Annotated in this window: 11 protein-coding genes; 3 read left to right on the top strand and 8 right to left on the bottom strand. The window is 69.6% G+C overall.

All coding sequences use genetic code 11. The features are described from left to right. Nucleotides 1-13: 13 nt before the first annotated feature. From ABGA98_RS30705 to ABGA98_RS30690, 4 genes are all read right to left on the bottom strand, one after another. Nucleotides 14-427, bottom strand: a complete 414-nt coding sequence (locus ABGA98_RS30705) for a roadblock/LC7 domain-containing protein (RefSeq protein WP_201760494.1) — start codon at nt 425-427, stop codon at nt 14-16. Between the two features lie 5 nt (nt 428-432). Further along, entirely contained in the window at nt 433-3,591 is a 3,159-nt protein-coding gene (locus ABGA98_RS30700; RefSeq protein ID WP_347621885.1) for a nitrate- and nitrite sensing domain-containing protein, read from the bottom strand. A 252-nt stretch (nt 3,592-3,843) separates the two neighbouring features. Next, nucleotides 3,844-5,241 (bottom strand): aminobutyraldehyde dehydrogenase, encoded by a 1,398-nt coding sequence (locus ABGA98_RS30695; RefSeq protein WP_347621884.1) that lies wholly within the window; start codon nt 5,239-5,241, stop codon nt 3,844-3,846. Between the two features lie 27 nt (nt 5,242-5,268). After that, entirely contained in the window at nt 5,269-6,519 is a 1,251-nt protein-coding gene (locus ABGA98_RS30690; RefSeq protein ID WP_347621883.1) for a glycosyltransferase, read from the bottom strand. A gap of 146 nt (nt 6,520-6,665) precedes the next feature. Here ABGA98_RS30690 and ABGA98_RS30685 point away from each other — a divergent pair, with 146 nt between their 5' ends. Then, nucleotides 6,666-7,271 (top strand): TetR family transcriptional regulator, encoded by a 606-nt coding sequence (locus tag ABGA98_RS30685; RefSeq protein WP_347621882.1) that lies wholly within the window; start codon nt 6,666-6,668, stop codon nt 7,269-7,271. Here ABGA98_RS30685 and ABGA98_RS30680 read toward each other — a convergent pair. The 4 genes from ABGA98_RS30680 to ABGA98_RS30665 are packed head-to-tail and all read right to left on the bottom strand — an operon-like array spanning nt 7,265 to nt 11,151. After that, the gene (locus tag ABGA98_RS30680) at nt 7,265-8,311 is read right to left on the bottom strand and encodes an ABC transporter ATP-binding protein (protein ID WP_347621881.1); all 1,047 of its coding nucleotides are present in this window, start codon (nt 8,309-8,311) and stop codon (nt 7,265-7,267) included. The genes ABGA98_RS30685 and ABGA98_RS30680 overlap by 7 nt on opposite strands. A 53-nt stretch (nt 8,312-8,364) precedes the next feature. Then, the gene (locus ABGA98_RS30675; RefSeq protein WP_347621880.1) at nt 8,365-9,162 is read right to left on the bottom strand and encodes an ABC transporter permease; all 798 of its coding nucleotides are present in this window, start codon (nt 9,160-9,162) and stop codon (nt 8,365-8,367) included. Beyond that, a complete protein-coding gene (locus tag ABGA98_RS30670; RefSeq protein ID WP_347621879.1) occupies nt 9,155-10,021 on the bottom strand; it encodes an ABC transporter permease in 867 nt (288 codons plus the stop codon). The genes ABGA98_RS30675 and ABGA98_RS30670 overlap by 8 nt, the downstream gene beginning before the upstream one ends. A gap of 5 nt (nt 10,022-10,026) precedes the next feature. Then, nucleotides 10,027-11,151, bottom strand: a complete 1,125-nt coding sequence (locus tag ABGA98_RS30665; protein ID WP_347621878.1) for a spermidine/putrescine ABC transporter substrate-binding protein — start codon at nt 11,149-11,151, stop codon at nt 10,027-10,029. Nucleotides 11,152-11,323: 172 nt separating this feature from the next. On the opposite strand from ABGA98_RS30665, the gene ABGA98_RS30660 reads away from it, so the two are divergent. After that, the gene (locus tag ABGA98_RS30660; protein ID WP_347621877.1) at nt 11,324-12,502 is read left to right on the top strand and encodes a hypothetical protein; all 1,179 of its coding nucleotides are present in this window, start codon (nt 11,324-11,326) and stop codon (nt 12,500-12,502) included. Next, the gene (locus ABGA98_RS30655; protein ID WP_347621876.1) at nt 12,499-13,458 is read left to right on the top strand and encodes an SIS domain-containing protein; all 960 of its coding nucleotides are present in this window, start codon (nt 12,499-12,501) and stop codon (nt 13,456-13,458) included. The genes ABGA98_RS30660 and ABGA98_RS30655 overlap by 4 nt, the downstream gene beginning before the upstream one ends. Nucleotide 13,459: the final 1 nt, after the last annotated feature.

The following is a 13,459-nucleotide window of genomic DNA, read 5'->3' as shown; positions in this document are numbered from 1 at the left end:
CTGTCACCGCCCCCTAGCGGGGACGGGCCGCTTGCAGCTCCGCGCGCACTGCCGGAGTGAGCACCTGGCCCGCCCGCTCGACCAGCAGAGTCATCTGGTATGCCACCAGCCCCATGTCACAGTCTGGTGCGGCCAGCACAGCCAGGCAGGACCCATCGCTGATGGACATGATCATCAGGAGGCCCCGCTGCATTTCGATGACGGTCTGGGTCACCATACCGCCCTCGAAGACCCGAGCCGCTCCCTGGGTCAAACTGATCACGCCTGAGGCGACCGCGGCGAGCTGGTCGGCCCGGTCCTTGGGAAAACCCTCGGAAAAGGCCAGCGGCAGCCCGTCGGACGACACCACGACCGTGTGAGCGACGCCGGGCACGTTGTTCACGAAGTCCGTGATCAGCCAGCTGATCCCGCGCGCTCCCTGGCTCATTTCTCTCATTTGTCCTCCTCATTTTCTTCTCCGCGGGTGAACGCTCGGCCTTGCCGGACACCCTGCTGGAAGCTGGAGAGCCTGCTGCGCAACCGCTCAGGTGAGATCTGCGGCGCCGGTGATGTGGCCTGGGGCTCGGCGAGACCGGCCGTGCCGGGCACCAGGTTGGCCTTGGGGACGCGGCGGGGCAGCCCCGAAGCCGTCGTGCCGGCCTGCGCGGGCTGCGCGGCGGCCTGCGCGGCCTGGAAGCCGGTGTCCGCGGGCGAGGACCACGACGCGCCGGCGCCCGACTGCCCCGGCTTGCGCTGCGGCAGCTTGCCCGGCGTCTGCTGGGCGTGACCGGCGGGCGGCGGGTCCGCGGGCACCGCCGGGTTCACGGCGGTGGTCTCGGGCTCGGGCTCGGGCTGCGGCTCGTGACGAGGCAGCGCCTGCTCCGGATCCGGCCTGCGGAACCAGTCGGAGCCGACCGACGAGAAGATCGGCAGGAACTCCTCGCTCTGCTCCTCCATGGGCGAGTTGCGCACCGCGGGCAGCGGCCCGGTCATGTCCTGCGAGGAGTAGTCGCCCGGCCCGAACGGGTTGTAGCCGGGGTTCCCGTTCTGCTCGAACTGGTCGGCGGGCTTGGGCTCCTCCGAGAACGGCGAGTGGTACGACGGGTCGAACTGCGACTGCAGCCGGTCCTCCGCCTCGAACAACGACCTGCGCGGCAACGGGTCGGCGAACGACGACCACCGCGACTCCTCCTGCGGCTGCTGCTGCGGCGGCTCCGTCGCGAACGACGGCCAGCGCGGCTCGTCATCCTGCAGCGGCGGGGGCTGCTCGGCGAACGACGGCCACCGGTTCTCCGCGAACGGCTGCGACTCGGAGGAGGGCGGGGCCTCGTCCGAGAACGAGGGCCAGCGCTGCTCGCCGAACGGCGACGGCGTGGGCGGCGGCTCCTGGGCGAAGGACGGCCAGGCCGGCTCCTCCTGCGGTTGACCCGCGATCGGCGACGGCTGGTCGCCGAAGGCCGGCGGCTGCTCCCCGAACGCGGCCGGTTGTTGCTCGGGCTGCTCGCCGAAGGCGGCGGGCTGCTGCGGATCGCCGAACGACGGCCAGTTGCCGGTGCCCGGCGCGGGCAGCGACCCCGGCCACTGCGTGTCCACGACCTGCTCGGAACTCTCGCCCGAGGGCGCGCCGGAGCGGGAGCCCGATCCGTTCGTGGACGGCTGCCCGAACATGCTCGGGTCGAACGTCGTGAACGCTTCGTACTGGCCGCCCTGCTGCGGCGTGCCCGAGCCGTCGCTGATGAGCATGTCGGGCATCATGACGAGCGCGCTCAGACCGCCCGTCTCCCGCATGCTGAGCTGCACCCGGATGCCGTGGCGCAGGGCCAGGCGGCCGACCACGAACAGACCCATGCGCCGCGACACGGACACGTCGACGACGGGCGGGTTCGCCAGCCGCCAGTTGGCCTCGGCCAGCTCGTCCTGGCTCATGCCGATGCCCAGGTCGTTGATCGACACGAGCACGCCGCCCTCGACCGGCGAGCTGGTCACCTGGACCTTGCTCTCGCGGGGAGAGAACGAGATGGCGTTCTCGATCAGCTCGGCGAGCAGGTGGACGGCGTCGGTGACGGCCGGGCCGACGATGAGGGTGCCGGACGCGATCTGGATCTGGACGCGTTCGTAGTTCTCGACCTCGGAGAGCGAGGCGCGGGCGATGTCGACCAGCGGCACCGGCTCGCTCCACTTGCGCGCGGCCTCCTGTCCGGCGAGGACCAGGAGGTTCTCGCTGTTGCGGCGCATGCGGGTGGCCAGGTGGTCGAGGCGGAACAGGTTGGCGAGCCGCTGCTCGTCCTCCTCGCCCTGCTCCAGGCCCTCGATGAGCTGCAGCTGCCGCTCGACGAGAGTCTGGCTGCGCCGGGAGAGGTTGACGAACATGGAGTTGACGTTGGCACGCAGCTTGGCCTCGTCGCCGGCCAGCCGGATGGCCTCGCGGTGGACCTCGTCGAACGCCCGCGCCACTTCACCGATCTCGTCACGGGTGTTGATGCCGACCGACGGCATCTCGGGCACGTGGGCGCCCTCGCCGGACTCGCGCAGCAGGCGGACGGTCTCGGGCAGCCGGGTCGTGGCGACCTGGAGCGCTTCGGCGCGCAGCCGGCGCAGCGGGCGGACCAGCGAGCCGGCCACGCGGGTGGTGATGATCAGGACGAGGAGCAGCAGCACGAGGATCATCGCACCGGACATGATCGCGTTGCGCTGCTCGGTGTCGCTGAGGTCGCGGGTGCCGGCCACGATCTTGGTGGCCAGACCGTCCTCGACCTTGCGCATGGCGTTGCCGGTCGCGGTGGTGCTCTCGAACCAGCGCGTACGGTCGGCCCGCGTGGTGACGTCGAGGTCCCTGATCCGGTTGAGGGCGCGCACCTGGGCGAGCGCCCGCTGCCGCATGGCGTCGGCTTGGTCGACCTCCAGGCCTCGGAGGCCCTGGTGGTACGCCTCCAGGTCCGCCGGGTCGGCCTCCTGCTCGAAGGCGAGCTGCTCTGCCTGCTGCTTGTTCCAGGAGCCGAGGAACTCCGCCCAGTCGTCGCTGTCGAGCTCGCGCTGGACGAGCGTCACGAGGAGGATGATCTGCTGCCGCGACACCTCTTCCTTGGCCCGCTGGAGCGCGCCGAGCGCGGCCACGTCTCCCTGGAGGGAGTCGTCGGTGACGCCGTCGCCCATGCCGCCCTGGACCGACGAGAAGACGTCGATCATCGTGGTGTAGGTGCTGATGACGGCGCGCGGGGGCACGTTGCCGACCATGGAGGCGCGCAGGCTGTCGAGGCCGTCGAGCCAGCGGTTCATGCTTTCGACGCCCTCGCGGACGCGGGTCGAGTGGGTTGCGTCGATGGCCGAGGCCGCGTTGACGACGTCCTGCTTGGCCTTGTCGGTCGCCTGCCGCTGGGTCTTGACCTGGACGAGGCGCTGGGCCTTCCTGCGCTCGGCGATGTACCACGCGGTGAGCGTGCGTTCCTTGCCCAGCTCGTGGTTGAGCGCGCCGATGCGCTGCACCAGCTCGGCGACCTGGGTCAGCCGGCGGTATTCGGCGCTGGTGCCGATGGCGTCGGCCAGCTGGATGCCGGCGAGCAGCACACCCACGACCGTGGGGATGAGGATCAGCGCGACCAGCCTTGAGCGCACACGCCAGTTCCCCAGCCGGAACCATCCGCCTGTGTACTCCCCTGACCTCGTATGTCTGGGGTTATCCGTCCTCACTGACTCTCGCAACCTCTCGCCGGTACGTGCTCGAAAAAAATCAGACACGCGTGTGGCGCATGGGATTCTGTCCGGCTGGGTAATTGGAACACAACCCGTACCAGATCGGCCAACCGAACATATCCCATCAAACACGCCCAAAGCAGCACTTCGGGGCGTCTATCGCCGTACACGTTTTCAGGCGGGCCGGAACGAATCCCGCTCGGCCGGTGCCGCGTGCTTCACCATGAGGTGGCGCGTCACCGAATAGTCCTGCACCGCCTCCTGGCTCATGTCCTTGCCGAACCCGCTGCCCTTCACCCCGCCGTGCGGCGCCTCGCTGGCGATGGGCAGATGGTCGTTGACCCAGGTCACACCCACGTCGAGCCGATGCGACACGCGCATCGCCCGCGACACGTCGCGCGACCACACCGACGACGCCAGGCCGTATGTGGTGTCGTTGGCCAGCCTGACGGCCTCGTCCTCGCCCTCGAACGGCAGAGCGACCAGCACAGGACCGAAAAGCTCACCTTGGACGATCTCGCTGTCCTGACCGACCTCGCTGACAAGCGTAGGCGAATAGTAAAACCCCGGCCGGTCGATCGGCGACCCCCCGTGGAGAATCCGCCCGCCCGACCTCGAGACGAACCCGTGCACCCGGTCCCGGTGGGCCGCCGAGATCAGGGGGCCGATGTCGGTCGCCGGGTCCCACGGGTCGCCGACGGTGATATTGGCAAGAGTTGCCCGAATCGCCTCGACCGCGTCCGCGTACACCTCGCGGGCGACGTAGACGCGGGTGGCCGCCGTACAGTCCTGCCCGCTGTTGTACGTCGCCCCCATGGCCACGCCGTGAGCCATCTCGGCCAGATCGGCGTCCTCGAAGACCAGCGCCGGGGCCTTGCCGCCGAGCTCCAGATGGACCCGCTTGAGCGTGCCCGCCGCCCCGGCCATCACGGAGCGGCCGGTCTCCGTCGAGCCCGTGACGCTGACCATGTCGACTCCGGGGTCGGTGACGAGCGCCTGACCGACCTGCGCGCCTCCTGTGACCGCCTGGACGAGCCCTTCCGGCGCTCCCGCCTCGGCGAACAACTCCGCCAGCCGCAACGTCGTACGCGGCGTCTGAGGGGCGGGCTTGATCACCACCGCGTTGCCCGCGGCCACCGCCGGGCCGATCTTCCACACGGCCATGACGAAGGGGAAGTTCCATGGCGCGATCGACCCCACCACCCCGACGGGGCGGCGCAGCATGACCGAGGTGTAGCCGGGGCTGAACACGCCGGCGCCCGACCCTTCGAGCGAGCGGGCGGCGCCGGCGAAGAAGCGCAGGTTGTCGACGGCGAACGGCAGCTCTCCGTCTCTGAACACCGCGGCGGGCTTGCCCGTCTCCTCCACTTCGAGCCTGGTCAGCTCTTCGGCGTCGGCCTCCACCAGGTCGGCCAGCCGCAGCAGCAGGCGCTGGCGCTCGGCCGGAGTGGTCTGCGACCACGTCTCGAACGCCGCGCGCGCCGACCGTACGGCCGTCGCCACGCCCTCCACCGGCGTGTCCGGAATTTCGGCACACGGGAGTCCGGTGGCGGGGTTGATCAGTTCACGCATCGGAAGACTTCGCTCTCAGGGGTCGTGCTATTTGCCGAGCTGCTCGATCAGGTCGGCGGCCTTGCGCAGCCCGTCGCGGCGCCGGATCTCCTCGCCCGCGGCGGCCAGCCTCGCGCGCAGCTCGGTGTCGCCGAGCAGCCGCGCGACCGCCCCCTTCAGCTCGTCGTCGGTGAAGGTGTAGGTCGAAAGCCTGACACCATAGCCCAACTCATCCATTCTCTGGGCATTGTCGTACTGGTCCCAGAAGAGCGGCAGCAGGATCATCGGCTTGCCGAAGTGCAGCGCCTCGGTGGTCGTGTTGTTGCCGCCGTGAGTGATGACGAGGTCACACAGTGGGATGATCCTAGTCTGCGGAAGGAACTCCGCGCCCCACATGTTGGCCGGAAGATCGATCTCCTCGTGCAGCGGGCCCTTGGAGACGATGTACTGATGGGGGGTGTCGGCCAGCACGCCGATCACCCGCCGCATCAGCTCCACGTCGGACGAGCCGAGCGAGCCGAGCGAGAAGTAGATCAGCGAGCCCTCGCCACGCTGGAAGGGCAGCTCCCACTTCTCCTCCGTCTCGCGGACCGAGGAGTCGAGCCGGTGCCAGGTGCCGTCCAGCGGCCGGGCGTCGGCGTAGTCGGCCATCTCCGGATAGACGTAGAGGTTCAGGTCGCCGTTGTGCATGAAGTCGAGCTCGGGCAGCGGCTCGGTGCCCTGCCCGACGCACCACTCGTTCCAGGCGGTCCAGAGCTCGCGGTGGGTGCGGTCGTACTCCGCGCGGAAGGCCTCCCACTCCGAGCGGTCGCCGGCGGGCAACCCGGAGAAGACCGGCGCGACGTTCTCGCCGCGGACCTCGAGTGGATTGCAGGAGACGATGCGGACGAACTTCCTGCCCGCCGTGACCAGCGCCGGGAACGTGAGCACGTTGTCCTCGACGATGATGTCCGGCTGCACCCGCTCGATGATGGCCTTGAGCTGCGGCTCGCAGTATTTCGCGCCGTCGATCAGCTCGGCCCAGATGGGCTTGACGACGGTCTCGAGCTGCTCGCGGGTGCTCTTGCGGTATTCGGGCGCGGTCTCGCGGATGAAGTCCTTCCAGAACTGCCCGGGGTCCTGCTCCTCGGCGTCGTCGGGTGGGGGCGCGAGGTCGACCAGATCCTCCTCGAAGCCGAGTGCTTCGAGCTTGCCCTTCCACGACGCCTCGGCGGCGAAGACGACGCGGTGACCCCGGCGACGCAGGATGTCGCCGATGCCGATGCAGTTGTTGGTGGGACCGTAGGCGCTTTCAGGCATGAACAGGACGGTGAGAGACATCGAGACTCCGGAAGAGCTGAGCAATTTGAAGGGGAATTCAAAAACTCATCTAGCGTGAAGGTCAACTTACGGGCACTATGGTCACGGCCAACTGAACAGCAGCCGAACGGGTGAAGGTGGTGGGGGTGGCTCAGCGTAAAAGCCGGAGTGACCGGCGCATCGACTTGATCGAGGCCGCGCGCAGGGCCATCATCCGCCATGGCATCGACGGAGTACAACTCTCCCACGTGGCCGAGGAGGCCGGCCTGACCTCCGGAGCCGTGCTCTACCACTACCCCGACCTCAGCGAACTGCTGGTCGAGGCGCAGCACGCCGGCATGGAGCGCTTCTACGAGCAGCGGCTGCGCCGGCTCGCCGACTTCACCGATCCGGTGGAGAAGCTGGTCGTGACCATCAGGTCGGGGCTGCCGACCGGGCCGCTCGACCCCGACGTCCGCCTGCTCAACGAGCTGGGCGGGGCCGCGGGCCGCAACAGGGTCTACGGCGTGTTGCTCACCTCGCTCTATGACCGCCAGGTGTCGATGTACCAGGCGATCCTCGACACGGGGGCGGCGCTGGGGGTGTTCCGGCTGAGCGCCGACTCGCTGACGGTCGCGCGCAACCTCGTGGCGCTGGAGGACGCGTACGGCTACCGCATCACGGCCAGGCATCCGGTGATCGGCCCGGCCGAGGCGGCCGAACTGATCCTCTCCTACGCCCGGGCGGCCACGGGCAACGACCTGTCTCACTGATCGACCGCCATGATGACGGCGTCCTCGGCGTTCCAGCGCACCTTGACCTTGGCCCCGGCCTCCACCGCACTGGCGCCCTGGACGGCGACGAGCACCGGCTCGACCCGGCCCGGCACGTCCACGGAGATGTGCGACACGCCGCCGTAGAAGCTGACGTCGAGGACGCTGCCCCGCAGGCCCCCGGGCTCGCCCTCATCGACCAGCCTGACCCTCTCGGGGCGTACCGCGAGCAGTGCCTTGCCGCCCGCCGCGAGCTCGGCCATGGGCGTGCCCGCCAGCACGCCGAACTCCTCGCTCTCGAGCCCGTCGCCGCCGGCGACGCCCTCGAACAGGTTGTTGGCGCCGACGAAAGCGGCCACGAACGGCGACCGCGGCCGCTCGTACAGCGGGACGGGCTCGTCCACCTGGCACACCGTGCCGCTGTCGAAGACCGCGATGCGGTCGGCCAGCGACATGGCCTCCTCCTGGTCGTGCGTGACGACCACGAACGTGATGCCGACGTCGTGCTGCAGCCGCTTCAGCTCCAGCTGCATGTCGGCGCGGACCTTCTTGTCCAGGGCCGACAGCGGCTCGTCCAGCAGCAGCAGGCGCGGCCGCTTGACGATGGAACGGGCGAGCGCCACCCGCTGCCGCTGGCCGCCGGAGAGCTGGGCGGGCCTGCGCGAGGCGTGTGCGGTCAGCCCGACCGTCTCCAGCACCTCGCCGACGCGCTGCCTGATCTCCTGGCGGGGCAGGCGCTCCCGCTCCAGGCCGTAGGCGACGTTCTTGGCCACGGTCATGTGCGGGAACAGCGCGTACGACTGGAACATCAGGCTGATCGGCCTCCGGTTCGGCGGCAGGGCCAGCAGATCCTCCCCGTCGAGGGTGACCGTGCCCCGGTCGGGCGTCTCGAACCCGGCGATGATGCGCAGCAGCGTGGTCTTGCCGCACCCCGACGGCCCGAGCAGGGCGAAGAACTCGCCCTGGCCGATCTCCAGCGAGACGCCGTCGAGCGCGGTGACGTCGCCGAACCTGCGCGTGATCCCGTCAACCTTCAGCACGCCGTATCTCGTTTCTCATGGTCGAGTCCGCCTCACCTTGCACCTTGAGGTCCTCATGTGGTTCCCCCAGGTGTCCGGTTCGGCTCCCTCTCTCCGATTCTCGTCAGACGCTGGCCGGCGATCACCGCCACGAAGCTCACGAGGAGCAGGATCGCGGCCAGCGCGTTGATCTTGGGGGTCACGCCGAAACGGATCATCGAGTAGATGACGATCGGCAGCGTCGGCTCGGCGTTCCCGATCGTGAAGAAGGCGATCACGAACTCGTCGAGCGACAACGTGAACGCCAGCAGCGCCCCCGCCACGATGCCCGGCGCCAGCTGCGGCAACGTGATCTTCATGAACGTGACCACGTGTCCCGCGCCGAGGTCGCGCGAGGCCTCCTCCAGCGAGGTGTCGGCCCCGGACAGCCGGGTGCGCACCACCGCGGCCACGAACGCCATGGAGAACAGGGCGTGCGCGAGGACCACCGAGTAGTGGCCGAGCGTCAGCGCGATCACGCCGTAGAAGAGCAGCAGCCCGATCGCCAGAACCAGGTCGGGCAGCACCGCGGGCATCAGCGCGAGCGCGTCGAGGGCCTTGGACCGGGAGTGGCGGGCCAGGCCGACGGCCAGCAGCGTGCCCAGCACGGTCGCGATCGCGGTCGACCCCACGGCCACGATCAGCGTGTTGATCAGGCCGTTCCTGACGCGCTCGTCCGCGGCCAGCTCTCCATACCACTTGAGGCTGAAACCCTCATAGGTGTACGCCGATTCGCCGGCGTTGAACGACATGACGACGAGCACGACGATCGGCAGGTAGAGGAAGACGTACGTCACCCAGAGCGGGACGAACAGCAGCTTGGACCTACGCACGGCGCGCCACCCATGCCTGCGCCATCAGCAGCACCAGGAGCACCGCGATGAGCGCCAGCGCCAGCGTCGAGCCGAACGGCCAGTCGCGCGCCTTCAGGAACTGGTCGCGGATCAGGTTGCCGACCATGATCGACTTGTTGCCGCCCAGGATCTCGGGGATGACGAAGTTGCCGAAGCTCGGCACGAACACGAACAGGCAGCCGCTCAGCACGCCCGGGACCGTGAGCGGCAGCGTAACCTTCCGGAACGTGGTGAACGGCGAGGCGCCGAGGTTCGCCGACGCCTCTCTGAGCTGCGGGTCCAGCCGCTCGATCGCGGCGTACAGCGGCAGCACCATCAGCGGCAGGTACGAGTAGAGCAGCCCGGTGACGATCGCGCCCTGGTTGTAGAGCAGCTCGTACGGTCCGAGCCCGATCGCCGCCAGCCCGCTGTTGACCAGCCCGGGACCGCTGAGCAGGATGATCCACGCGTAGACGCGGATGATGAAGTTGGTCCAGAACGGCAGCACGATCGCGACCAGGGCGATCGTCTTCCACTTGGGTGACAGCCGCGCGATCGCGTAGGCCGTCGGATAGCCGATCAGCAGCGCGATGGCCGTCGTCAGGGCCGCGATGCGCAGCGAGCCGCCGACCACGCCCAGGTAGAGCGGGTCCATCAGGCGGGCGAAGTTCTCGGTGGTGAACTCGTACACGATGCCGCCGAAGCGCCCGCGCTGGAAGACGGTGTTGCTCAGCACCAGGGCCAGCGGCACCAGCAGCAGCACGACGAGGTAGGTCAGGCCCGGCGACAGGAACACGAACGCGCCCAGCCGGCGTCCGCGTGAAGGGGACGCCGGCCGGGCCTTGAGCTCAGAGGTCACCGCTGTTACGACTGCGCCGTGACTTCCGTCGACAGGCGGGTGTACTTCGTGGACGCCTGTCCGAGGTCGACGATCGACTCACCGTCGAGCAGCTCGTCCGGCTTGATGCCGAGCAGCGAGCCCTTGGGCACCTTCACGCGCTCCATGGCGGCCTTGTTGGGCACCTTGTAGTTGATGTTCTCGGCGGCCCAGCTGTGGTTCTCGGGGGCGAGGATGTAGTTGATGAGCGCGTGGGCGGCCTCCTTGTTCTTGGAGGACTTCATGATCACCATGGTGTCCACCCAGAGGTCGCTGCCCTCCTTCGGCACCTCGAACGCGATGTTGCCCTTCGGGTCGGTCGTCGGGCACCAGCCGTCCCACGCCTCGACCATGACGGCCTCGCCGGACTTCAGCTTGTCGCCGAAGGTCGTGTCGTCGTAGCCGAGCAGATGTGGCTTCTGGGCCACGAGGAGCTCCTTGGCCTTGGCGATCTCCTCGTCCTTGTCGGTGTTGACCGAGTAGCCGAGGGCCTTGAGCGCCGGCAGGGCCAGCCAGCGCTCGGTGGTCATCATGGTGACCTTCTTGTCTGCCCAGGCCGGCGGCTTGAGAAGATCGTTCCAACTGGTCGGCTTCTTCTTCACCAGGTCGGTCCGGTAACAGATGCCGGTCGTGCCCCAGGTGTAGGGCACGGAGATCTTGTTGCCCTTGTCGTGGGAGAGCTGGGTGGCCTCGGGGTAGAGGTTGGCCAGGTTGGGGATCAGCTCGGGGTGGATCGGCTCCAGCAGGCCCTGCTCGTTGAGCGCCTGGGCGTACTGGCCGGACACGAACGCCACGTCGACCCCGCTGTCACCGGAGGCGGTGAGCTTGGCCATCGCATCCTCGTTGGTGGCGTGCAGGGCGATCTTGATGTCCTTGACCTTGAGCTTGTCCTTGGCCCCCTTGGTGAACTCCTCGGGCAGGTAGCCGTCCCAGACGGTCACCTGGATCGACTGTTTGGTCAGGTCCGCGTTCGGCTTGAGGTCGTCGGCCGCCGCCGCGTTCGTGCCTTCTGGGCTTGTCGACGACTCACCGCCGCACGCCGCGACGGCAAGCGCGAGGCCGGCCACCGCGACGGTGGCCGGGAGACGACGGGTGAACCGGATACGGGACACGGCCGCTACTCCTTCTTGAATTTGCGGTGTTAGAGGGGTCGCGCGACCTTACCGGACACAGCGGACCAGATCAGGAGTGTTGCAGCAGATATCAACATGGGCAAGACTTTTTATGACATTGCTACCTGGAAGTTTGGCGATCGTGTTGAATTGGGATTCAATAGGGCCCCGGTTGATCTCTCTCGGTGAGAAGCCCCTCACCGGCCGAGATCGCGGGCTCACCACCGCGCTCGTGGGGCTGCTGGGCGAGGATCCGCCGCCGCCCTTCGCGGTGCGGCGCTTCCGCCCGCTGCCCACCTTCTCGTACGCCTCCGGGGATCTCCACACTGGGGCCCCAGGTGAGCGTGGTTTCGGCCCGCACGTGGACCAGACAAACTACTCCGTGGTCGTGGCCGAAAAGGTTGTTGTCAAGTGGCTGACCCCGCCGGCGCCCCTGCCGCATCCCGCCCCGGAACTCCTCGCCCATCTCGTTGAGGCGGGTTTCAACGACACCGCTCCTCCCTACGCGGCGCTGACCGCGGAGCTGGACGGCCGCGACCACCTCCTCGCCCTGGTCACGGGCTACCTGCCCGGGGCGCGCGACGGCTGGGAGTGGTGCGTCGACGAAGCCGCGTCGCCGGAGAGAGCCGGCGCCACCGCCTTCGCCACGCCGCTCGGCCGCCTGGCCGCCGACCTGCATCTCGCCCTCGCCACGCTGCCGCCGCCGCCCGGCGGGGCCGGTCCCGATCTGGCGGAGCGGGGGGCGGGCGCGCTCGCGCAGGCCCTGGAACTGACCGGCGGCGACGACGGCGAATGGCTGGCCACCAGGTCCGCCGCCCTCCGGCGCGACCTGGCCCCGCTGGACGTCTCCGCGACCGGCCCGCGCATCAGGATCCACGGCGACCTGCACGTCGGCCAGATCCTCCGGTGGGAGGGCGGGTACGCGGTGATCGATTTCGACGGCAACCCCACGGTCGCGGGCGCGGATCCGTACCAGCCGGCGGCCAGGGACGTCGCCCAGCTCACCACGAGCCTGGAGCACGTGGCGCAGGTGGCGATCAGGCGGCGGTCCACGCCGCCCGCCGAGGCCGCCGCGTGGGCGGCCGCCGCCCGCGCCGCCCTGCTGTCCGCCTACCGGGCCCGGCTGGCCGAGCGGGGCAGGCCCGACCTGCTGGACGACAGGCTGATCCGCCCGTTCGAGGTGGAGCAGGAGTGCCGGGAGCTCATCTACGCCGCCCGCCACCTGCCCCGCTGGCGCTACGCCCCCATGGGCGTCCTGCGCACCTGGTATCCCGAAGAGAACCCGGAGCAGGACCCCGAGCAGGACCCTGAGCAGAACTTCGAGCAGGACCCCGAGGAGAACGACGCGTGAATCCCGAGCTCTACCTGTCCGACCTGGAGGCCAAGCCGGAGGCGCTGCGGAGCCTGGCCCGCGCCCTGGCCGAGGAGAACCCGTTCCGCGCCCTGCCTCCCGGGGTCACGAGGGTGCTCTTCCTCGGCATGGGCAGCTCCCGTTACGCCGCCGGGGTGGCGGCCCTGCGCCTGCGCGCGGCGGGCGTCGACGCGTACGCCGACTACGCCTCCGCCGCCGCCACCTGGCCGGCGGGGCAGGACACCCTGGTCGTGCCGATCTCGGCCACCGGCGCCAGCGGGGAGACCCTCGACGCCACGGCCCGCTACGCGGGCGGCCCCTCCCCCGTCGCCGTGCTCACCAACACCCCTGGCTCGCCCCTCGCCGAGGCGGCCGACCTGGTGATCCCCATGCACGCGGGAGAGGAACGCGGCGGCGTCGCGTGCCGGACGTTCCAGCACACCCTGGCGCTCCTGCTGCTCATGGAGGCCACGCTCACCGGGCGGGACCGCGACGTCCCCGCCCTGGTGGAGCGGGCCGCCGAGGCCACCGCCGACCTGCTGGAACGCCGGGACGCCTGGCTCCCGCGGGCGCTGGAGCTGCTCGACGGCCCGCACGGCGTCTACACCGTCGCCCCCGCCGAGCGCCTGTCGTCGGCGGAGCAGTCGGCGCTGATGTTCCGCGAGGGCCCGCGCCGCCCGGCCGACGCGTGCGAGACGGGCGACTGGTCCCACGTGGACGTCTACCTCACCAAGACCCTCGACTACCGGGCCCTGCTCTACCCGGGTTCCCGCTACGACGACCAGGCCATGGACTGGGTACGCCTGCGGGGCTCGACCGTGCTGGCCGTCGGCGCGGAGGTGAAGGACGCCGCGGCCGCGATCCGCTACCGGCACGACGGCGACCCCGACGTGGCCCTGCTCACGGAGACCCTGGTGGCGGAGCTGGTGGCCGCCCACTGGTGGAGTGGACGGTAGG

This window comes from Nonomuraea sp. B1E8 (assembly GCF_039871515.1).
Taxonomy (GTDB): Bacteria; Actinomycetota; Actinomycetes; order Streptosporangiales; family Streptosporangiaceae; genus Nonomuraea.
Note: the sequence above shows the minus strand (reverse complement) of the source record. Positions and strands in the feature narration are given on the sequence as shown.